This is a genomic window from Aequorivita iocasae, assembly GCF_016757735.1.
Taxonomy (GTDB): domain Bacteria; phylum Bacteroidota; class Bacteroidia; order Flavobacteriales; family Flavobacteriaceae; genus Aequorivita; species Aequorivita iocasae.
This window is the reverse complement of the sequence record NZ_CP068439.1, coordinates 1,087,668-1,108,831: the sequence shown is the minus strand read 5'-3', so window position 1 is coordinate 1,108,831 and position 21,164 is coordinate 1,087,668. Positions and strand designations below refer to the sequence as shown.

The 21,164-nt window shown below is 38.8% G+C and carries 25 protein-coding genes and 1 tRNA gene; 11 read left to right on the top strand and 15 right to left on the bottom strand.

Annotation, left to right across the window (positions count from 1 at the left end):
* Positions 1 to 55: 55 nt before the first annotated feature.
* On the top strand, positions 56 to 1,906 hold the full coding sequence (locus JK629_RS05245; protein WP_202337563.1) for a SulP family inorganic anion transporter: 1,851 nt from the start codon (positions 56 to 58) through the stop codon (positions 1,904 to 1,906).
* Between the two features lie 12 nt (positions 1,907 to 1,918).
* On the opposite strand, the gene JK629_RS05240 is transcribed toward JK629_RS05245, so the two are convergent.
* Complete coding sequence (locus tag JK629_RS05240; RefSeq protein ID WP_202337562.1) at positions 1,919 to 2,473, bottom strand: CvpA family protein; 555 nt, start codon at positions 2,471 to 2,473, stop codon at positions 1,919 to 1,921.
* A gap of 104 nt (positions 2,474 to 2,577) precedes the next feature.
* Between JK629_RS05240 and JK629_RS05235 the strand changes: the two genes are divergently transcribed.
* From JK629_RS05235 to JK629_RS05215, 5 genes are read left to right on the top strand one after another with little or no spacing between them, the layout of a single operon-like run.
* Positions 2,578 to 2,934 carry a hypothetical protein gene (locus tag JK629_RS05235; protein ID WP_202337998.1) on the top strand — a complete coding sequence of 119 codons (357 nt, stop codon included), beginning with the start codon at positions 2,578 to 2,580 and terminating at the stop codon, positions 2,932 to 2,934.
* Positions 2,935 to 2,959: 25 nt separating this feature from the next.
* Positions 2,960 to 3,979: a phenylalanine--tRNA ligase subunit alpha gene (gene pheS / locus JK629_RS05230; protein ID WP_202337561.1), complete on the top strand. Its 1,020-nt coding sequence runs from the start codon at positions 2,960 to 2,962 to the stop codon at positions 3,977 to 3,979.
* A 52-nt stretch (positions 3,980 to 4,031) separates the two neighbouring features.
* Positions 4,032 to 4,196: a hypothetical protein gene (locus JK629_RS05225; protein ID WP_202337560.1), complete on the top strand. Its 165-nt coding sequence runs from the start codon at positions 4,032 to 4,034 to the stop codon at positions 4,194 to 4,196.
* 2 nt (positions 4,197 to 4,198) lie between these two features.
* The gene (locus JK629_RS05220) at positions 4,199 to 4,594 is read left to right on the top strand and encodes a hypothetical protein (protein WP_202337559.1); all 396 of its coding nucleotides are present in this window, start codon (positions 4,199 to 4,201) and stop codon (positions 4,592 to 4,594) included.
* Between the two features lie 9 nt (positions 4,595 to 4,603).
* Entirely contained in the window at positions 4,604 to 5,557 is a 954-nt protein-coding gene (locus JK629_RS05215) for an ABC transporter ATP-binding protein (RefSeq protein ID WP_202337558.1), read from the top strand.
* Here the strand turns inward: JK629_RS05215 and JK629_RS05210 are convergent.
* Positions 5,554 to 6,549: an NADP-dependent oxidoreductase gene (locus JK629_RS05210; protein ID WP_202337557.1), complete on the bottom strand. Its 996-nt coding sequence runs from the start codon at positions 6,547 to 6,549 to the stop codon at positions 5,554 to 5,556. The genes JK629_RS05215 and JK629_RS05210 overlap by 4 nt on opposite strands.
* Before the next feature lie 165 nt (positions 6,550 to 6,714).
* Here JK629_RS05210 and JK629_RS05205 point away from each other — a divergent pair, with 165 nt between their 5' ends.
* Together JK629_RS05205 and JK629_RS05200 are read left to right on the top strand one after the other, a co-directional pair.
* Positions 6,715 to 8,949, top strand: coding sequence for an FUSC family protein (locus tag JK629_RS05205; protein ID WP_202337556.1), 2,235 nt, complete (start codon positions 6,715 to 6,717; stop codon positions 8,947 to 8,949).
* A 32-nt stretch (positions 8,950 to 8,981) separates the two neighbouring features.
* Positions 8,982 to 9,479 (top strand): hypothetical protein, encoded by a 498-nt coding sequence (locus tag JK629_RS05200; RefSeq protein WP_202337555.1) that lies wholly within the window; start codon positions 8,982 to 8,984, stop codon positions 9,477 to 9,479.
* Here the strand turns inward: JK629_RS05200 and JK629_RS05195 are convergent.
* The 9 genes from JK629_RS05195 to pdxA all read right to left on the bottom strand — a co-directional run bounded on the left by JK629_RS05195 (position 9,463) and on the right by pdxA (position 16,871).
* Entirely contained in the window at positions 9,463 to 9,921 is a 459-nt protein-coding gene (locus JK629_RS05195; protein WP_202337554.1) for a 3-oxoacyl-ACP synthase, read from the bottom strand. The two genes, JK629_RS05200 and JK629_RS05195, sit on opposite strands and share 17 nt — an antisense overlap.
* A complete protein-coding gene (gene mtgA / locus JK629_RS05190) occupies positions 9,902 to 10,636 on the bottom strand; it encodes a monofunctional biosynthetic peptidoglycan transglycosylase (RefSeq protein ID WP_202337553.1) in 735 nt (244 codons plus the stop codon). The genes JK629_RS05195 and mtgA overlap by 20 nt, the downstream gene beginning before the upstream one ends.
* On the bottom strand, positions 10,629 to 11,747 hold the full coding sequence (locus tag JK629_RS05185) for an NAD(P)/FAD-dependent oxidoreductase (RefSeq protein WP_202337552.1): 1,119 nt from the start codon (positions 11,745 to 11,747) through the stop codon (positions 10,629 to 10,631). Before JK629_RS05185 ends, mtgA begins: the two co-directional genes overlap by 8 nt.
* Positions 11,748 to 11,855: 108 nt before the next feature.
* A complete protein-coding gene (gene accC / locus JK629_RS05180) occupies positions 11,856 to 13,208 on the bottom strand; it encodes an acetyl-CoA carboxylase biotin carboxylase subunit (RefSeq protein ID WP_202337551.1) in 1,353 nt (450 codons plus the stop codon).
* Positions 13,209 to 13,283: 75 nt separating this feature from the next.
* Positions 13,284 to 13,772: an acetyl-CoA carboxylase biotin carboxyl carrier protein gene (gene accB, locus JK629_RS05175; RefSeq protein WP_202337550.1), complete on the bottom strand. Its 489-nt coding sequence runs from the start codon at positions 13,770 to 13,772 to the stop codon at positions 13,284 to 13,286.
* 33 nt (positions 13,773 to 13,805) lie between these two features.
* On the bottom strand, positions 13,806 to 14,804 hold the full coding sequence (locus JK629_RS05170; RefSeq protein ID WP_202337549.1) for a beta-ketoacyl-ACP synthase III: 999 nt from the start codon (positions 14,802 to 14,804) through the stop codon (positions 13,806 to 13,808).
* A gap of 171 nt (positions 14,805 to 14,975) precedes the next feature.
* Complete coding sequence (gene rpmF, locus JK629_RS05165; RefSeq protein ID WP_062620449.1) at positions 14,976 to 15,173, bottom strand: 50S ribosomal protein L32; 198 nt, start codon at positions 15,171 to 15,173, stop codon at positions 14,976 to 14,978.
* A 9-nt stretch (positions 15,174 to 15,182) separates the two neighbouring features.
* The gene (locus JK629_RS05160) at positions 15,183 to 15,728 is read right to left on the bottom strand and encodes a YceD family protein (protein WP_202337548.1); all 546 of its coding nucleotides are present in this window, start codon (positions 15,726 to 15,728) and stop codon (positions 15,183 to 15,185) included.
* An 81-nt stretch (positions 15,729 to 15,809) separates the two neighbouring features.
* Positions 15,810 to 16,871 (bottom strand): 4-hydroxythreonine-4-phosphate dehydrogenase PdxA, encoded by a 1,062-nt coding sequence (pdxA, locus tag JK629_RS05155; RefSeq protein ID WP_202337547.1) that lies wholly within the window; start codon positions 16,869 to 16,871, stop codon positions 15,810 to 15,812.
* 56 nt (positions 16,872 to 16,927) lie between these two features.
* On the opposite strand from pdxA, the gene JK629_RS05150 reads away from it, so the two are divergent.
* The gene (locus JK629_RS05150) at positions 16,928 to 17,515 is read left to right on the top strand and encodes a riboflavin synthase (RefSeq protein WP_202337546.1); all 588 of its coding nucleotides are present in this window, start codon (positions 16,928 to 16,930) and stop codon (positions 17,513 to 17,515) included.
* On the opposite strand, the gene JK629_RS05145 is transcribed toward JK629_RS05150, so the two are convergent.
* The 3 genes from JK629_RS05145 to mce form a co-directional block, all read right to left on the bottom strand.
* Positions 17,496 to 17,693 (bottom strand): hypothetical protein, encoded by a 198-nt coding sequence (locus tag JK629_RS05145; protein WP_202337545.1) that lies wholly within the window; start codon positions 17,691 to 17,693, stop codon positions 17,496 to 17,498. The genes JK629_RS05150 and JK629_RS05145 overlap by 20 nt on opposite strands.
* Before the next feature lie 169 nt (positions 17,694 to 17,862).
* Positions 17,863 to 17,936, bottom strand: a tRNA-Ile gene (locus JK629_RS05140).
* Positions 17,937 to 17,987: 51 nt separating this feature from the next.
* Positions 17,988 to 18,395 carry a methylmalonyl-CoA epimerase gene (gene mce / locus JK629_RS05135; RefSeq protein ID WP_202337544.1) on the bottom strand — a complete coding sequence of 136 codons (408 nt, stop codon included), beginning with the start codon at positions 18,393 to 18,395 and terminating at the stop codon, positions 17,988 to 17,990.
* A gap of 105 nt (positions 18,396 to 18,500) precedes the next feature.
* Between mce and rbfA the strand changes: the two genes are divergently transcribed.
* Together rbfA and JK629_RS05125 are read left to right on the top strand one after the other, a co-directional pair.
* On the top strand, positions 18,501 to 18,896 hold the full coding sequence (gene rbfA, locus JK629_RS05130) for a 30S ribosome-binding factor RbfA (protein WP_202337543.1): 396 nt from the start codon (positions 18,501 to 18,503) through the stop codon (positions 18,894 to 18,896).
* A 1-nt stretch (position 18,897) separates the two neighbouring features.
* Positions 18,898 to 20,103, top strand: coding sequence for an ABC transporter permease (locus JK629_RS05125; protein WP_202337542.1), 1,206 nt, complete (start codon positions 18,898 to 18,900; stop codon positions 20,101 to 20,103).
* On the opposite strand, the gene dusB is transcribed toward JK629_RS05125, so the two are convergent.
* Positions 20,100 to 21,092, bottom strand: coding sequence for a tRNA dihydrouridine synthase DusB (dusB, locus tag JK629_RS05120; protein WP_202337541.1), 993 nt, complete (start codon positions 21,090 to 21,092; stop codon positions 20,100 to 20,102). The genes JK629_RS05125 and dusB overlap by 4 nt on opposite strands.
* Positions 21,093 to 21,164 lie beyond the last annotated feature (72 nt).

The window sequence follows — 21,164 nt, the reverse complement described above, 5'->3', positions numbered from 1 at the left end:
ATTGCTGTTGACGTTATCGGTTATGTGTAGAAGTCTAACCTTAAAAAATATAATTATGAGCAAAAGTATATTCTCAAATTTTAGAGGAAATCTATTTGGTGGTATTACTGCCGGAATTGTAGCCCTACCACTAGCATTAGCCTTTGGAGTTCAGTCTGGACTTGGACCCGATGCTGGTCTTTACGGCGCAATTTTCATTGGTTTCTTTGCTTCGCTTTTTGGCGGAACAAATACCCAAATTTCTGGCCCAACTGCACCTATGACGGCAGTTTCCATGGTTGTTATTGCGGGCATTATTGCAACCCACAATGGTAGCGTTGAAGAGGCTTTGCCATATATTTTATTGGTTTTTCTACTGGCCGGACTTATGCAGATTTTATTAGGAGTTACCGGTGTCGGAAAATATATAAAATATATTCCTTACCCAGTAGTTTCAGGTTTTATGACAGCAATCGGGGTTATCATTTTAATCACACAGCTTTTGCCCGTTTTGGGTTATTATACAGAAGATGATACAGCTTTTATAGAAACATTTAAACCCCGGGCCGAAGAAGCAATCATGACAAATATCCTGCACGACGAAGCTGATGAGGGAATTTTGGTACTCGAGGATTTTAAGGAAACCATAAGCCGGTCTGAACAAATTTCAGAAGAAGATATTCTTCAGGAAGCAAGGGTGCTGGCGAAAGCAGAAAATTCTGGTGTCGCCGGTGCTATAAAAGCGCTTCCACGCGCAATCGCAAGTATTAATTGGTTGGAATTTATTTTAGCATCGCTTACCATTTTTATAATTTACGGTTTCAAGCGAATTACTACTGTAGTTCCCAGTACATTGGTAGCGTTGTTGGTTGTATCGGTAGGTGCTTATTTTCTAAAGTTGGATTATCAACCAATCGATCAAATACCGGGTGGTTTCCCGATTCCGAATTTGAATATTTTTACCGAGTTCCAATTTGGGCAGATTTCACCCTACATTTTTACGGCTCTAACGTTAGCGTTTTTGGGAGCGATTGACTCCTTGCTTACATCGGTGGTGGCAGATAATATGACAAAAACCAAACACAACCCTAACAAAGAGCTTATGGGCCAAGGTATTGGTAACAGTATTGCAGCAATTTTTGGCGGTATTCCCGGAGCTGGTGCAACTATCCGTACGGTGGTAAACATAAAATCAGGGGGAACAACGAGACTTTCGGGTATGATTGCCGCAGTTTTATTGCTAGTAATATTATTGGCGTTAGGGCCTGTTGCATCACAAATTCCCGCAGCCGTTCTTGCAGGAATTTTGATAACCGTTGGTATTGGAGTAATGGATTACAAAGGTTTGAAGGCAATCCCAAAAATGCAAAAGGCCGAAGTTACCATTATGATTGTTGTATTATTACTTTCAGTTTTTTGGAACCTTGTTTACGCAGTGGGAATCGGTCTGGTATTGGCTTCCATCATTTTTATGAAGAAAATTGGAGACCTTACTGCCGACCAATCAAAAGTAGTTCCGCTTAAAAATGCCGACGAGTTAGCGCTGGCGTGGAGTGACGAAGTTAATTTCCCAGAAAGACTGAAAGAAGAAGTATTTATAAAACGTTTGGAAGGACCCTTGTTTTTTGGATATACTTCTGATTTTCAACAATTGGCAAATCAAATTCCAGATACCGCCACACATGTAATTATCCGAATGGGAAAAACTCCGTACATAGATCAATCTGGTCTTTATGCCATGGAAGAGGTTTTAATGAACATCACAAAAAAGGGCATTACTCCTATATTTGAAGATCTTCAGGCACAGCCCCGCGTTATGATGGAAAAAATTGATATTATTCCAGATTTGGTTCCTCAGGAGCTTATTTTCAGCGACTTTAAAGAAGCGGTGAAATACGCACGCGATAATATAAAAGATGTAGTGTAACTTAATTTTTCTTTATTCAGTTGGAGGCCTCGTTTCATCGGGGCTTTCTTCTGGAGTAATTTCAGAGTCTTCCATATTTAAATTATCCACTTCTTTCATTATTGTGGGCAAAACTGCAGGTGCAATTGCCGCCACTGGTGTATATAAGGTGGATGCTTCACGTTTTTCTTGCGTAAGAATTCTATAATTTTCTGATGCGTTTACAAACATAAACACCACGCTCAACAAGAAAGCGTATTTTAGTACATTAAAAATTCCGCCGAAAATCTTGTTGAAAATACCCAACATTGCAAAATCGGCGACTTTGGTTAAAAGTCTTCCCAACAGACCAAAGAGAAACATTATGATGAAAAAAGTAATCAAAAACGATGCAATGGAAACCAGATCATCACTCCAATCAAACCATTTTTCAAGATAAACGCGAACGTAATCTGAAAAAAACATAGCGCAATACACTCCAACCACAAGACCGATTAAAGAAGCTAAGGATCTCAGTAATCCCTTTTTAAACCCCAGAAAAAATGCGATGATAAAAATAATCCCGAGAACAATGTCTATAGTATTCATACACTGAAAATTTTCCTAAATATAGCACTTTCTAATTTCTATATTCTGTCTTAAGATTTCAGAATTGTAAAATGTATCTTTGCAGACAATTAATTCTTGAAAGAATGGCGCGCGATGAACAATTAAAGGAACGATGGGAAGCAGTAGTAAAAATGCTGGGCGACCGTTTTGCCGATGGGCAGGTTTTAGATTTGGATGCCATTATTTATTTAATAGGAATCCAAGAGCTAGGCCAACTGCACCGCAAGTTTAAAAAAGACGAAAAGCTGAACTTGATGCATATTGCCATCTGTCGCCTTTTGGAACCTTATGGGTATTATCAGTTTGATTATTACGACGAGGAAGGCTGGCCGCATTATACTGTTTTAGAACAATTGCCACCCTTAAAAGCAGGCGAGCAGAGCGTTTTGATGAAAGAGGCTATCGTGCAGTATTTTTGGGAGCGGGAATTGATAAACTAAAAAAATTTTTAGAGAAAATTTAGTAATGATAGAAACCATAAAAAAACACATAGCCGAAGTACAGGCTTTTTCTTCCACCAATAAAGAAGAAATTGAAAACTTCCGCATAAAATATCTGGGTAAAAAAGGATTGCTGAACGACTTTTTCGCAGAATTCAAAAACGTGCCTAACGAACAGAAAAAAGAGTTTGGACAGGTTATAAACAAACTTAAAAACGCAGCGCAGGAAAAAGTAGATTCGCTTAAGGATGCTATTGAAAACAACTCAGAATCCAAAGGCGTTTACGGCGACCTTTCCCGTCCCGGCGAAGTGATTCCGTTGGGCTCGCGCCATCCTATTTCCATCGTAAAAAATAAAATTATCGACATCTTTTTGCGTATTGGCTTCAACGTTTCCGAAGGGCCTGAAATTGAGGACGACTGGCACAACTTTACCGCATTGAACCTTCCCGAGTATCACCCGGCGCGCGATATGCAGGATACGTTTTTCATTCAAACCAACCCCGATGTTTTGTTGCGTACGCACACCTCGTCCGTACAGGTACGCTATATGGAAAATAACAAACCGCCCATCCGTACCATTTCGCCGGGACGAGTGTATAGAAACGAAGCTATTTCAGCGCGCTCACACTGCTTTTTCCACCAAGTGGAAGGTTTGTATGTGGACAAAGATGTAAGCTTTGCAGATTTAAAGCAAACGCTGCAATATTTCACTACGGAAATGTTCGGAAAGTCTAAAATCCGTTTGCGTCCCTCCTATTTCCCGTTTACGGAACCAAGCGCCGAAGTTGATGTGTATTGGGGGCTGGAAACCGAAGCAGACCACCGAATCACCAAAGGAACCGGCTGGCTGGAAATTGGCGGCTGCGGAATGGTGGACCCGAACGTGCTTAAAAACTGCGGCATTGATCCCGAGGAATATTCCGGTTTTGCCTTTGGCGTAGGTATTGATAGAATTGCGATGCTTTTGCACCAAATTCCAGACATCAGAATGTTCAGCGAGAATGACGTTCGCTTTCTGGAACAGTTTAAAAGTGTGCTGTAAAAAGACAAAAGACCGCTGTGCTAAAAGACATAAGATTTAAGACAAAAATGCTATGAAAAAATATCTTGTTATTGCCCTTTTGGTAATCGTTGCCATTGCAATAGCCTACCTTACTTTTGTAATTGCGGCCATTAAAATTGTAATTGGTGCCATATTACTTGGCGTATCTGCCATTGCCCTTTTGGCGGTTTGGATTATGTGGAAACTTGACGATTGATTATGCGAAAGGATATTGAAATACCAAAAGCTGAAAACGTGCATATTGTTGCCGTAAAGGAATGGGACAAAGATTTTACCGAGCAACAGTGGTATATTTATTTGGTCAATAACCGAGAGGATGTAATTGAAACCGTTTTGGTAATGTCCCGCGGAAAAAGTGAAGATAGGAAAACCTCAACCCTGCGTCACGGTTTGGGAAATATGAAGCCAAAAACTTCGGCTAAAGTTGAATTTATTCCGACAGAGGTTTTGGGTTTTACCAATGAATATTTGGTTACATTTTTTGCCGAAAACAAACTCTTTGAGCGAAAATTCACTTTTGAACCCAATAGCATTTCAGAGGAAAATGTAACTCCAATTCCCGTTTTGGGAAGTGAAGGGATTTTAGCGAAATAACCATCTGTGATGCTAAAAGTTGAAATCAATTCCTTTGCCTATTCCGAAAAAACCATTTTAAAAAACGTTTCCTTTACGCTGAAACCCGGAGAACACCTCAGTATTCTAGGCGAAAGTGGTTGTGGAAAATCTACACTTTTACATCTAGTTTACGGTTTGCTCCATTTGGAAAACGGTTCAATTTTCTACAAAGAAAAAAAACTGCTCGGCCCAACCAAAACCCTTATCCCCGGAGAACCTTTTATGAAACTCGTGGCGCAGGAATTCAATATTATGCCATTCACCACCGTTGCAGAAAATTTGGGTTCCCACCTCTCTGGATTGGAGGAAGAAAAAGATAAAAAACGTATCGACGAACTATTGGAAGTAGTTGAAATGGAAGCTTTTAAAAACACATTGGTAAAAAACCTCAGCGGCGGGCAAAAGCAGCGCGTAGCTTTGGCAAAGGCATTGGCAAACGAACCCGAAATCCTTTTGCTCGACGAGCCTTTCAGCAGTATTGATGTTTTCAGAAAAAATAAACTACAGCGTAAAATTTTCAATTATCTCAAAAAAAACAATATAAGCTGCATTACCGCAACCCACGACAGCGAGGAGGCATTGGCATATTCTGACCAAATTTTAATGTTGAAAAATGGCGCCGAAGAATTATTCGGTACGCCGGAATTTATTTATAAAATTGTTGCAACCGAATATCAGGCAGGATTTTTTGGCGAAGCAAACCTGCTTCCGAAAAGTTTTTTTTCTTCTACCAATTCTTCGGAAGAAATTATCGTTTTCCCACACCAACTAAAAATTTCGGAAGAAAAAACAAGCCTTGAGGTAACCGTAAATAAAAGCTATTTTAAAGGAAGCCATTATTTAATGGAAGCGGATTATAAAGGAAAAACCATTTTTTTCAACAGCTCTTTTCCTTTAAAAAAAGATGAACTATACTATTTGAAAATTCTGGAAAGAGATTAAGCCATAACTATCATTTTCCCTTTATTTTTTCCGTCAAACAAGTCAATGAACGCCTGCGGAATATTTTCAAAACCTTCAACCACCGTTTCCAAATAGCTCAGTTTATCCTGCTCCATCCACTTGGCCAATTGGTTTTGGGCAGGGCCAAAATCTTTAACAAAATCGCGCACGGTAAAGCCTTGCATCAAAATACTCTTTTTAATGAGTGTGGTTTCTACTCGCGGGCCTGTAGGGGTTTCTTTTTTATTATAAAGCGAAATAGCACCGCAGTTTACCACCCGTCCGTATTTATTCATATTTGCCAAAGCGGCATCCAGTATTTCGCCGCCCACATTGTCAAAATACACATCAACCCCGTCGGGACAGGCTGCTGCGATAGCTTTTTTCATATTATCAGTGGTTCTGTAATTGATTCCTGCATCAAAGCCAAACTTCTCTTGAATGCGGTCAATTTTTTCATCACTTCCTGCAATGCCCACCACACGGCAGCCTTTTATTTTGCCTATTTGCCCTACCACGCTTCCCACAGCCCCGGCAGCGCCAGAAACTAAAAGCGTTTCACCTTTTTTCGGTTTCCCTATTTTCTCCAATCCTAAATATGCGGTAATTCCGGTTAGTCCCAAAACACCCAAATAAACCTTAAGAGGCGCTTTTTCGCCATCTACTTTATTCAATCCATTTCCGTTTGAAGTTTGAAATTCTTTCCATTGTAGCATTCCATTTACAAAATCACCCTTGTGGAAATTTTTATTGTTACTTTCCAAAACTTCAGCAATAATGCCTGATTCCAATGGCTTCCCAACTTCAAAAGGCGCTATATATGATTTTTCATCGCGCATCCGTCCGCGCAAATATGGATCTACTGAAACATATTTAGTTTTCAACAGTATCTCGCCCTCGTTTGGCTTTGGTTTTTCTTCTTCTGTAAATTCAAAATCTTCAAGTGAAGGTCTTCCTTTAGGGCGGTTTTTTAAGAGAATTACTTTGTTCATGGGAGCTCTTTTTTATGTCAGTCTTATAAAATTAAAACATAAAAATGCAATACCCACTATACCTTTCTTAATTTAATAAAAGTATAACAGACTTACATTTCTGATAAGATTAACGACCTTAGCTTTTCAGCACAATATCTTTGCAGTACCTGAAACCAATTGCTCTTGAAGTTTTCAAAAAACAGTATCACAGAAATTTTTAAAGATCTATCGGAATATTTTAAAAGCACCGATTTTTCGAAGGCTATCCTTTTGGGAATTGCGCTCACGCTTCCCATTATTGCAGGCGTAAAGTTAGAAGCACTTCAAATTGGCATTACCATTACTGTGGGAGCGCTGCTCGCCTCTCCCAGTGATGTAAGCGGTAGTATTCGCCATAAAATAACAGCTACTTTATTCGCTACGCTTTTGGCGATGGTTGTTAGTTTAATAGGAGGTTATCTTCACCTTTCCCTTTGGTTGCTTTTTCCCGTTCTAGGGGTATTAATGTTTGGTATTTCCTATATCTCAATTTATGGTTTTCGGGCCTCGCTTATCAGTTTTTCGGGGCTTTTTGCACTGGTGCTAAGTTTCTCTAATGTTTCCGGAGGAATGGAGCCTTATAATAGAGTACTGCTTATTGGTCTCGGCGGGCTTTGGTATGTTTTACTGGTTTTATTGTGGCACTATATTTTTCCAAAAGCACCAACGGAATATTATCTTTCAAAAACGATAAAACTAACCGCAGACTATTTAAAATCACGGGGCGAATTGGTAGCAGAAACCACAGATAGAACCACTCTTTTAAAGAAATTATTAAGCATACAAACAGAGCTTACGGCCATTCACGAAACCTTGCGTGATATTTTAATTGAAAGTAGAACAGGTTCGGGGAAAAGTGATTATGAAGGAAAACGCCTACTTATATTTGTACAGCTTGTAGATATGCTTGAACTGGCAATGGCAAATCCAGTGAATTATTCAAAAACCGACGATTTTTTTAAAAGGAAACCTGAGCAATTGGCAGATTTTCAAGGGCTGTTATTTGCGATGAGCAATAGAATGAATGCTATAGCCGCAAATATTTCCAATCCCAAAAAGCTTCAGAAAAATAATAATATAGAAGAATTTCAAAAAAAGATCAAGCGCGATATTGCTGAATATTCTTCGGCCTCCAATGAAACTTTTGATGAAAGTTTATTGCTTCTCAAAAATCTTTTTAAATATCAAAAAGAACAAATTAGAAAAATTCAAAAAATAGAATGGTTGCTCAAAAACCCTGCGCAGCGCGACCTTTCCTTGTTAAATAAAGAAGATTCCCGAAGGTTTCTTACCAAACAGAATTATGATTTTGAAGTGTTGGTGGAAAATTTCAATATGCGCTCCCCTATTTTTAAACATTCGTTGCGGCTTGCCGTAATGACAATGATTGGTTATGGAGTGGGAATGATGTTTTCAGTGCAAAATCCGTATTGGATATTGCTTACGCTAATTGTAATTATGCGACCTACGTTTGGCCTTACTAAAACACGTTCCAAAGAACGAACCATCGGCACCTTGATTGGTGGTGCACTGGCTGTGGGCATTGTTTTAATTACGCAAAACACAACAGTATATGGCATCTTAGCTATCGTTTCGCTCGTAATAGCATTTTCCATGGTACAGCGAAATTACAAGGCAGCCGCTACTTTTATTACCCTAAGCGTGGTTTTTATCTATGCACTTTTGCGGCCTGATATTTTTAATGTAATTCAGTATCGGGTAATGGATACTTTGATTGGTGCTGGACTTGCTACCCTTGGAAATTTATTGCTTTGGCCCGCTTGGGAAATCCAGGGAATGCAAAAAACCCTATTGGAAACTTTGAAAGCCAACAGACTTTATCTGGAAGAAATCATCGGTTATTACAATCAAAAAGGCATAATTCCATCCAAATATAAAGTAGCGCGTAAAAAGGCATTTTTGGAGATGTCCAACCTCAGTGCAGCTTTTCAACGGATGACGCAGGAACCCAAATCGAAACAGAAAAACCTCGACAAGGTTTATGAAATAACCGTGCTTAACCATACATTTCTCTCATCATTAGCATCATTAAGCACCTATATTTTATCAAATCCTACTACACCCGCTTCCAAAAATTTCAATAAGGTTTCCGAAAAAATAGTCAGAAATCTTTCAGATGCCGAAGCTGTCCTAAAGGAAGAAATTATTTCAGAAAACGATGGTGAAATATATGAGTCTGAAGATGTTTTTGATGCAACTTTTGGGAAAAATATTAGTTTTTCCGAAGAAGAAAAAAGTTCAAAATCTGAAGGTTTTCATTCAAAAATTGAAGAGGCACATTTAGTGCGGGAGCAGTTGAAATGGCTTTTGGCGATGAGTGAAAAAATGCCGAAACTTTTAAGGGAGACAAAGTTTTAATAATTTTATATTTGAAACTATTTCATAAGTCTATGCACAAAAATATCCGCCATCTTCAACCTGTTGCTAACATAAAAATAATTTTTGCCATAATTCTTTCTTTGTTTTCTGTTTATCTGCTTTTTGCAGGAACATTGTTCGGTATTGTTTTACTTGGGGCCGCATTAAAACTCTCACTAAGAGAGGGTTTTGAATTAAATTTAGAGGAAAAAAAATATCGAAACGTATATTCAATTTTTGCGATCAATTTTGGATTTTGGAAAAAATTGCCGGAGATTGAATATCTTTCCATTTTCAAAACCATTAAAAATAGTAGAAGTCGCGTAATCGCTGCAGAAGCTACATTGGGTTTTGAAGTTTTTAAAGTAAATATGTTTTACAACAGAAATCAACATATTGAAGCTTATGTTAGCGACGAAATGAAGGACGCATTTTCTGTAGCCAAACATATAGCAACTGTACTGGATCTGGATATTCTGGACGCCACAAAACCAGAAAAAGAATGGATTTCAGTTACTTCACACTCGTGATTTTATATATGTTTCCGTTAAAACTGAATTCATCGCCTTTTTTCTTTCCTGAAAGCAGCAAACCCACAGGAGAGTTTAAGGACACACAAAGATAAGCTGATTTGCCAATAGTAACATTGCCTATTGAAATACTAATAAAATAGGTGAACTTATCAGTATAAACCAAGCTCCCCAAACGCGCATAATCTGAAGTTGCGTTCACATCAATCTTTTTGAGAAGTTGAAGAATTTTCTCAATTTCCTGCATTTGTCTTCCGGCATTTTCACGGTCAATTTGAAGCATTGCCCTGCCGGTTTCGTGTTTGTCACCACTACTGCTCTTGGATTCTTCCAATAAAGACTCCTCAATATCGACAATGGTTTGTTTAATTTTTGAATAACGGTTGTCAACCTGTTTTTGACAGTGTTGCAGCAATTCAGTTTTAAGTTCTACTGCGTTCATTATTACTTTTTCGTTTTCTTTTTTCTTCTTTCGGTTCCTGCTTTTTTAAGGTAAAAGGGCCATAATATCGCATCTGCCTTACAATCCACTGTGTTCTACGCGCTACGTAGGGTCCCGGTGGGTTTGCCCTATAACGCTGTGGACTCGGTAAGATTGCGGCAATAGCTGCGGCATTTTCAGTCCGTAGGTTTTTTGCGGATTTTTTGAACCAATATTGCGAAGCAGCTTCAGCCCCAAATACGCCATCGCCCATTTCAATACTGTTGAGATATACTTCCAAAATACGCTCTTTGCTCCAGAGTGTTTCAATTAATAATGTAAAATAAGCCTCCAACCCTTTGCGAAACCAAGTGCGTCCAGGCCAGAGAAAAGCATTTTTTGCCGTTTGTTGCGAAATGGTACTTCCGCCGCGCAGTTTCTTACCCTTTTCGTTGTTTTCCAAAGCTTTTTCAATTGCTTTTCTGTCGAACCCGTTATGGCTTAAAAAGGTTTGATCCTCGGCGCAGATAACCGCAAGCTGCAGATAAGGTGAAATCTCTTCTATAGGAACCCAGTCGTGGCGGGTTTGGTATTTCTCATCGCCTTCAATAGAACGAATTGCCATCAACGGGGTGTAAGGCACGGGAACAAATTTGTAGATAAGCACCCACAGGACGGTGAGCCCAATAAACCAAAGGAAAAATTTAAATATAAATTTGAATAGTTTTTTAATCATACAGATTTGCTAATTGTTTCCCGATAGTACTGCCAATTGCTACGCCCATTCCCCCCAATCGCACACCACAAAAAATATTCTTTGAAACAGATTTGACAATAGGTTTTTTTTGATTTCCCATTCCCATAATTCCACTCCAGCGATGTTCAATTTCGAAAGATTGGTTAGGTAAAATTACGGTTTTAAGCAATTGCTCCAACTTGTTTTGGACTAATTCCGTCAATTGTATTTCGGTAGTTTCCTCGGTTTTAAAATCGAGATTTCGGCCTCCTCCAAAAAGGATTCTATTTTCAATATTTCTAAAATAATAATAACCTTTATCCAAATGGAATGTGCCTTTAATTTGAAGATTTTCAATGGGTTTAGTAACCAAAACTTGTGCTCTCGCTGGCTTTACATCTTCATCCAAAAATTGTTTCGCGAAACCGTTGGTAGCAATAAAAACTTTTTTTGCTGAAATTTCCTCGGAAGAATTTAGTTGAAGTAAAACACTTTCGCCCTTGTCTGCAATACTTGTAATTTCTGAAGAATTCAGTATTAAAATGTTTTCTTCCGATGCTTTTTTGATGAGCCCGAGCATCATTTTTCCGGTGTCAATCTGTCCTTCAAATGCACTGTAAATAAGCTTTGTTTGAATGTTTTTAAAACCAAAATGGTTTTCTTTTTCTGAAAAAACCGGAGCATTGAAAACAGGTTTCAGCAATTCATTCACATATCCAATTTTCGATTTACAAATTTCAAAAAGCTCCGCATCTTCGTTAATAAATAGTTCGTAGCCACCGTATTCCTGATAATCCAATTGTTTATCGCCGAGTGTGCTTCGTAATAAATTTAAACCTTCGTTTCTATTTTTTACAAGCTGAACAACATCTTCCTCGGAATGGTTTTTTAGATCTTCCAATATTTCAGAAATACTTCCAAAGCAGGCAAAACCTGCATTTTTCGTGCTTGCGCCACTGGGTAGCATTCCGCGTTCAAAAACTACGATTTTACTTTTCGGATGCTTCCTGCGAAGTTCCATAGCACAGTTCAAACCTACGATTCCACTGCCTATTATTGCGAAATCGATATTTGAGAGCCAAGTTTTATGTTCCCAAAAACTCAAATTCATTTAAAAAGAAATTATAAATCAATATAAATATTACTAAACCAAAAAAGCACCAAATTCCAAAGAAATATTCTTGGCCTTCGATGCTCTTCTTTTATAGTTTTAAAAGGACTATTCTTCCTCTGGTTCGTTCATTTTAAACGTATTCATAAACGCTGTAGTGTAATTTCCGGCCACATAATCCGGTTCGTCCATCAATTGACGGTGAAACGGGATTGTTGTTTTTATACCTTCTATCACGAATTCATCTAACGCTCGTTTCATTTTATTGATAGCTTCCTCACGAGTTTGCGCGGTGGTAATAAGCTTCGCAATCATTGAATCATAGTTCGGTGGAATGGTATAGCCTGCGTATACGTGAGTGTCCAAGCGCACGCCGTGCCCTCCCGGTGCGTGCAAAACAGTTATTTTACCTGGTGAAGGACGGAAATCGTTGTACGGATCTTCAGCATTGATTCTACATTCTATGGAATGTAATTGCGGAGTATAATTTTTGCCTGAAATTGGTACTCCAGCTGCTACCAAGATTTGTTCACGGATAAGATCATAATCAATTACCTGCTCGGTAATGGGGTGTTCCACTTGAATACGGGTGTTCATTTCCATAAAGTAGAAATTTCGGTGTTTATCTACCAAAAATTCTATGGTTCCTGCTCCTTCGTATTTAATATATTCTGAGGCCTTTACGGCAGCGTTCCCCATATCTGTACGCAGCTTCTTAGTCATAAACGGACTTGGGGTCTCTTCGGTAAGCTTTTGGTGGCGACGCTGAATGGAACAGTCGCGCTCACTTAAATGGCACGCTCTTCCGGTGCTATCGCCCACAATTTGTATTTCAATATGGCGTGGCTCTTCAATAAGCTTTTCCATATACATTCCATCATTACCAAAGGCAGCGGAAGCTTCCTGACGGGCACTTTCCCACGCTTTTTTAAGGTCTTCTTTTTTCCAAACGGCGCGCATTCCTTTTCCTCCACCACCTGCAGTGGCTTTCAACATCACGGGATAGCCTACTTCTTCAGCCAGTTTTTCACATTTTTCGTATGATTCTATAATGCCGTCACTTCCGGGAACTGTGGGAACTCCTGCTGCCTTCATTGTGGCCTTTGCAGAAGCTTTATCGCCCATCCGTTCAATCATTTCTGGAGAGGCGCCAATAAATTTTATACCATGTTCTTGGCAGATTTTTGAAAACTTTGCGTTTTCAGAGAGAAAGCCGTACCCAGGATGAATTGCGTCTGCATTGGTTATTTCAGCGGCAGCAATAATACTGGACATTTTCAGGTAGCTCAAGTTGCTGGGCGGTGGGCCAATACATACGGCTTCATCTGCAAAGCGAACGTGAAGGCTTTCTTCATCAGCCTTTGAATAAACCGCTACGGTTTTAATACCCATCTCACGGCAGGTGCGGATAATTCGCAGTGCTATTTCGCCCCTATTTGCAATCAATATTTTTTTAAACATAATGTTTTGAAATTACAAATTACAAGTCTCAAATTCCAAAGTTGGGACTTGGACTTTAATATTTGAGATTTATACTTATGATGGGTCTACCAAAAATAGTGGCTGGTCAAACTCTACAGGAGACGAATCATCCACTAATACTTTTACGATTTTACCTGAAACTTCACTTTCAATTTCGTTAAAAAGTTTCATTGCTTCAATTACGCAAAGCACATCGCCTGTGTTGATTGTACTTCCTACCTCAACAAAAACTGGTTTGTCTGGTGATGGTTTTCTGTAGAAAGTTCCAATAATTGGAGATTTTATGGTTATCAGTTTAGAATCAGCAGTTTCAGCAGGCGCGTCAGTTGTAGGTGCGGCCTGTTGGGGTGCTGCAGTCTGTGGCTGCATTTGCATTTGCGGTTGAGACATGGCTGGTAATTGCTGAATGTAAGTGGTTTCCCCTTTACCTTCATCACCCCCAGTTTTTATAGTAATCTTAATGTCTTCCATTTCAAGTTTTACTTCGCTGGCTCCACTTTTTGCCACAAACTTGATCAAGTTTTGAATGTCTTTTAAATCCATATTTAGAAATTTTAGTCTTTTGGGTTGTTAAAATTATTTTGAATCATAGGCCCATTTTAAATAAACGGCACCCCAAGTAAAACCTCCACCGAAGGAAGCAAAGATCAAATTATCTCCTTTTTTGAGTTGTTTTTCATAATCGGCCAAGCAAAGCGGCAAGGTTGCAGAAGTTGTGTTGCCGTATTTGTGGATGTTTATCATTACTTTTTCATCTGGCAGTTTCATTCTGGATGCAGCTGCATCTATAATTCGTTTATTGGCTTGATGTGGCACCAACCAATCTACCTCTTCACCTGAAAGATTGCTGTTCTTCATGACTTTCTCGCAAACATCGGCCATGTTTGAAACGGCAAATTTGAAAACAGTCTTTCCTTCCTGAAAAACATAATGTTGCTTCTTGGTAACGGTTTCAATGGAAGCCGGTAGTAAAGAACCTCCCGCGTCTATTTTTAAAAATGGCCTGCCTACGCCGTCTGTCCGCAAATATTCATCTTTCACTCCCAGACCTTCAGTATTTGGTTCGAACAACACCGCGCCGCCCCCATCACCAAAAATGATACAGGTGGTTCGATCGGTATAATCAATAATTGACGACATTTTATCTGCGCCAATAAGTAAAACTTTTTTGTATTTGCCAGATTCTATATATCGAGCTGCGGTTGACATTCCGAATAGAAAACTGGAACAGGCTGCGACCAAATCATAAGAAAATGCATTTACAGCACCTATTTGCGTAGCTACGTAAACACCCGTGGCTGCCACTGGCATATCTGGTGTTGCTGTAGCCATGATAACCATGTCTATTTCAGCGGGATCGGTATTGCTTTTTTGGAGAAGATCTTTTGCAGCCTGTATGGCCAAATAAGAGGTGCCTTTGTCTTTATCCTTTAATATTCTTCGCTCCTTAATTCCGGTTCTGCTGGTAATCCAATCGTCGTTGGTATCTACCATTGTTTCCAGCACTTTGTTTGATAAAACGTAATCTGGCACGTAACTTCCTACAGCGGTAATAGCTGCCGTGATAGTATTCATAAAGCTGAATTAAAATTCACAAAAAAGACCAAAAATCTTTTAAAAAGAGTGAAAATTACTAAATTTTACTTGAAATTCGGCACTAATTAAGTTGTTTTTGACTTTTTGCAAAGTTAAAAAACAAAAAAACCCTCACGTTACTGTGAGAGTTTTTTAATAAAGTATATAGAATTAAGCCTCTACTTGCTCAGTTGCATCAATTACAACTTGTCCACGGTAGTACATTTTTCCTTCGTGCCAGTGTGCTCTGTGGAAAAGGTGCGACTCACCAGTTGTTGGGTCTGTTGCAAGTGTAGGGGCAGTAGCTTTGTAATGCGTTCTTCTCTTATCTCTTCTTGTTTTCGAGATTTTTCTCTTAGGATGTGCCATTGCTATTTATTATTTATCCGTTAATAGTTTTTTTAATGAATCCCATCGGGGATCCGTATTTTCATCTTCGGGCGCAGCTTCTTCATCTATCGCTTTCGGACTTAGTTCTTCAAGTTTGTCGAGTATATCACTTTTTAATGTGCCGTCTTTTACTCCGGGATGAATTCTTCGCGATGGCATGGCCAGCACTATAGATTCATAAACGTATTGCTGAATGTTTACTTCATAACTTCCGTGGGGCAAAATGAGCAAATCTTCATTTTCATCATTATACTCCTCACCGAATTTCACCACAAAATGATATGTCCCCGAGATCTCTTGATCAAAAGGCTCATTTGTAATATCGCAAGCAACGTTTACGGTTCCATTAAATGTTAATGTGAACTCTAATAACGTGCTCATTTTTTCCAGCTGTACGTCGAGATTAATGGCAGCGTCATTAAATTCGTCATACTCAAAATGCTCAAAGAACGCTTTTTTTAATTCAAAGTTAAACTGGTGCTTTCCTAATTTCAGCCCTACGAAAGGGATGGTAAACTCTTTCAAATCCTTCATTTTCACACCTATTTAAGACCTTAACCTTACGGATAAGGCGGGTGCAAAGATAAAAAATTATTTGAATAGCAATTAATTTTTCTATTTCTTTTTTGAGAAGCCTCTTTTTCTGCTTGTTTGTAGTGGATTTTTAGAAATTTCCGTGTACTCTTCACGCGTTTCAAAAATAGAAACCGCACTGAATACTGCTTCACGAAAGGATTCAAAATTCGCCTCATTTTTTCCGGCCAAATCGAAAGCGGTTCCGTGATCCGGCGAGGTGCGAATGCGGTTAAGTCCTGCCGTGAAATTTACACCTTTCCCAAAAGCCAATGTTTTAAAAGGAATCAATCCTTGATCGTGATAGGAGGCTATTATCGCGTCAAAGTTTTTATAATTACCCGAGCCAAAAAAACTATCTGCGGCATATGGCCCGAAGACCAATTTGCCGTTTTTACGAATGTTATCTAACGCGGGACGTAAAAGTGTGTCATCTTCATCACCAATTACACCATTATCGCCCGTATGTGGATTGATTCCCAAGACGGCAATTTTTGGTTTTTCAATTCCGAAGTCCTCAATTAAGGTATGGTAAATTGTATTGATTTTTTTATCGATGCGTTCCCTTGTAATGTTTTTCACTACGTCTTTTACGGCTACGTGGTCCGTTAAAAGTCCAACACGCAAATTTTCAGAAATTAAAAGCATTAAGCTTTCGCCCTCAAGTTCCTGTGCCAAATAATCGGTATGCCCGGGAAAATTAAAACTTTCAGATTGAATGTTTGATTTGTTAATTGGTGCCGTAACAAGAGCATCAATCCTTTTATTTTTTAATGCCGATACCGCAGCTTTCAAGGATTTTATAGCATACTCGCCTCCTGTTGGATTTTCTTCACCAAACGAAACATCAACATGTTCTTTCCACACATTCAGCACGTTTATTTTCTTCGGAACAATATCTTCTATTTTATCAATTCCGTGGAAATTGATGTCCACTTCAAAGTGTTTTTTGAAAAAAGACATCAATTTTACTGACGCAAAAATAACGGGCGTACAAAACTCTAGCATACGCGAATCCTCAAACGTTTTCAGTATAATTTCGCTTCCAATCCCATTAATATCGCCGATGGAAATACCGACTACTATTTTATCCTCTCTGCTCATTATGTTTGGCTTTTTTAATTGTTACTTTTGCAGTACAAATGTAACCAAATACTACAATGTTTACAGGAATTATTGAAACCGTTGGCGAAATAAAGCAACTCACCCAAGAAGGTGAAAATCTTCATATAGAAATTAAGAACCCGTTGGCAAAGGAATTGAAAATAGACCAAAGCGTTTCCCACAATGGGGTTTGTTTAACTGTGGTGGAAGCAAAAGATGCGTCTTATGTGGTTACTGCTATTCAAGAAACTTTAGATAAAACAAATCTAAAAACAATAAAAAAAGGTTCTTTGGTGAATTTGGAAAGGGCCATGAAATTGGGGGATAGGCTGGACGGCCATTTAGTCCAGGGGCATGTGGACGGGACTGCTATTTGTAAAAAGGTGGAAGATTTAAATGGCAGCTGGGTTTTTACATTTGAATATGATAATTCAGAATTCAGCACTGTGGAAAAAGGATCTATTACGGTAAATGGTGTAAGTCTTACAGTAGTTGATTCTAAAAACGGGGCATTTAGTGTTGCAATTATCCCCTACACTTTTGAGAACACAAATTTTAATAGAATAGAAGTAGGTACCGAAGTAAATCTTGAATTTGACATTATTGGGAAGTATGTTAAAAATATTATGAAGCCTTATTTGTAGATCGGTTTCTTTTAAAAAGTATGTAAGCTCCAAATAGAATACCCAAAACAATCAAAATCCATAAATGATCATCTATGGGCAACTGTCCGCCTCGATTTTGGGAAGGCGGCGGCGGTCCCTGGCCAGCTGAAGCCGACTGAATAGCAAGCATTATAAAACTATAAATAAGTGATACCATGGTTGTTCATTAACGATTTGGGGATCGTATTTATGTGCCTAAAGTAATAATTTTTTTTTATCCTAAATAAAAAAATGAGTTATCGAATGATTAATAACTCATTTTTAGTGTGAAAATTGCCTTCTATTTAGGTTTTAATGTGGCTCATTATAAGCCTTTTGAAAAAAAGTGGTCCCACATGGGCTCGAACCATGGACCCCCTGATTATGAGTCAGGTGCTCTAACCAGCTGAGCTATGGGACCCGATAATAGTTTGCAAATGTAAAACACTTTATAAATACAGCAAAACTATTTTTAGTTATTCTCAATTTCTTGACAAAGCTCTACCAATACACCATTTGCAGATTTAGGGTGAAGAAACGCCACCAGCTTATTGTCGGCACCTTTTTTTGGTTCTTCATTCAGCAGTATAAAACCTTCATTTTTAAGACGTTCCATTTCGGATAAAATATCTGAAACCGCAAATGCAAAATGATGAATTCCCTCCCCATTTTTCTCAATAAATTTTGCAATCGGACTTTCAGGGTTTGAAGCTTCCAATAGTTCAATTTTACTTTCACCACAGCGAAAAAAAGAAGTTTCAACCCCTTCGCTTTCCACCTTTTCACTTTTGTAGGGTGCGCTTCCCAATAAAGCTTCATAAATTTTATTGGCTTCAACAATACTTTTTACCGCAATGCCTATGTGTTCTATTTTTTCCATATTAATAAGTTGATTGCTCAAAAATACAAACTTAATAGCATTGAATTTCATGAAGCTTGTGGCTTCATTAACATTCGGTACGGTTTTATGTTCTATTTTTGCAGTATGGAAGAAAGTAACAGACAAAAGAAAATAGCAGGCGTACTACAGAGCGACCTTGCAAATGTGCTTCAGAATATGCTTCGCGAAGCCGGACAAATGGGCATAATTATTTCAGTAAGCAAAGTAAGTGTGACGACAGATCTTTCCATTGCGAAGGTCTACGTTAGTGTTTTTCCGGCGGACAAGGCAGAAAATATTGTAAAAGAACTCAATAAACTGAAGCCGGGCATAAAACATCAAATTGCCCAATTGACCAAGCACCAACTTCGCAAAATGCCCGATCTTTCATTTTATAACGATGATTCCTTAGAGTACATTGAAAAGATTGACAAAGCCGTAAAAGGCGAAGAAAATCCTTTGAAAAATCCAGATTTACTTCCGAAACGAAAAAAATCATAGCTTGAATTTTTCGCTCTACATCGCCAAGCGCTATTTGTTTTCAAAAAGCAGCAACAATGCCATCAATATTATAACAGGCATTGCGGCAGTGGGTGTTGTGGTGGGCGCAATGTCATTATTCATCGTGCTTTCGGGATTTTCTGGTTTGAAGGATTTTAGCCTTCAGTTCACCAATATTTTTGACAGCGATCTCAAAATTCTGCCTGCAAGCGGAAAAACCATATCATTTTCCGAAGCACAAAAAGAGCAATTAAATGCTATAGCCGAAGTTGAAACCGTATCAAAAATAATTGAGGAGCGCGTTTTTCTTCATTACAAAGGCAAAAACCACATTGCCTATATAAAAGGTGTGGATTCCCTTTATGGCAAAGTTACCCAACTGGACAGCATAATGTATTACGGAGATTGGTTTGTTGAAAACCAAAACGAAGTGGTAGTAGGCCTTTCAACAATTGCGAAACTATCTATGGGTGTTCGTGATTATGGTGCACCTTTGGAAATTTATGTTCCCAAGCCTGGAACCGGTCAAATAAACGCGCTTGATCCATCAGATGCGTTTAGTAAGGAAAATGTGGTTGTTTCTGGCGTGTATCAAGTGAATGAAGATCTTGATGCAAAATATGTTTTTACAGATTTAGAATTCGCCAGAAATATGCTATCACTAGACAGTACAAAAATCTCTTCCCTTGAAATTAAATTGGCGTCCACAGCTTCCGAAGAAAATGTGCGCGAAGAAATTGAAAATATCTTTGCTAAAAAAATATTAATTAAAAATAGAATTCAGCAAAACGATGCGCTTTACAAAATGCTGAATACTGAAAATATTGCGGTTTATTTAATCTTTACTTTGGTAATGATAATTGCCCTTTTCAACGTTATTGGCTCAATAATAATGATGGTTTTGGACAAGCGGAAAAATATTAAAACGCTTTACAATTTGGGTGCTTCGCTGCCCGAAATACGCCGCATCTTTTTCCTGCAGGGCACGCTAATGACCGTGCTTGGCGGTTTACTGGGAATTTTTCTGGGAATTTTAGCAGTACTTGCACAACTGAAATTTGAATTTGTAGCAATAACAAGTACCCTGCCCTATCCCGTAAAATTGGAGCTACTCAATATTATAATTGTTTTTGTAACAATAAGTATTTTGGGAATTATCGCTTCAAAAATTGCTTCGAGCAGGGTTCGGGAAAAACTTTTGGTTTAAGCAAATTCATAATCCCCAAACGCTTCCAAAACTTCTTCAAAAGCTTCAAAGACTGATGCGGAATCATCGCTCGTTACCATTTTCATTCGGTATTCCTTAAAGTTTGGAATTCCCTTAAAATAGTTGGTATAATGACGGCGGGTTTCAAAAACGCCCAAAGTTTCGCCTTTCCAGTCTATGGCCATTTGTAGGTGGCGTTTGGCTGCTTCCACGCGTTCTTGCATCGTAGGTGGGGGCAAATGTTCGCCAGTTTTAAAATAGTGTTTCACTTCTTTAAAAAACCACGGATAACCAATACTGGCACGGCCAATCATTGCGCCATCGAGCCCGTATTTGTCGCGCATTTCCATCGCTTTTTCGGGCGTGTCAACATCGCCGTTTCCGAAGATGGGAATATGCATTCGCGGGTTGTTTTTTACTTCCGCAATGGGTTTCCAATCGGCATCGCCTTTATACATTTGCGCCCGCGTTCGGCCATGGATGGAAAGTGCCTGGCAGCCCACATCCTGCAAACGCTCGGCAACTTCAACAATTTTTATTGAATCATGGTCCCAGCCCAAGCGTGTTTTTACGGTAATTGGAAGTTTTGTGTGCTTTACCATGGCTTCAGTAAGACTTACCATAAGGTCTATATCTTTCAAAATTCCCGCGCCGGCACCTTTTGAAACAACTTTTTTTACAGGACAGCCAAAGTTGATGTCAATCATATCTGGTCCGCTGGCTTCAACTATTTCAACACTTTGAAGCATGGAATCCAAAACGGCACCAAAGATTTGGATGCCCACGGGTCGTTCCTTTTCATAAATATCCAGCTTCATCACGCTTTTGGCGGCGTCGCGAATTAGCCCTTCAGAGGAGATAAATTCAGTAAAAACCACATCGGCGCCCTGCTCTTTGCAAAGTGCGCGAAAAGGCGGGTCGCTAACATCTTCCATTGGCGCAAGCAGCAATGGAAAATCTGGCAATTGTATGTTTCCTATTTTTGGCAATTATTTCGTTTTGGAACTGCAAAAGTAGTAAATATCAAGAATATGAAATTTTAAAAGATTGTTGTTGAAGAA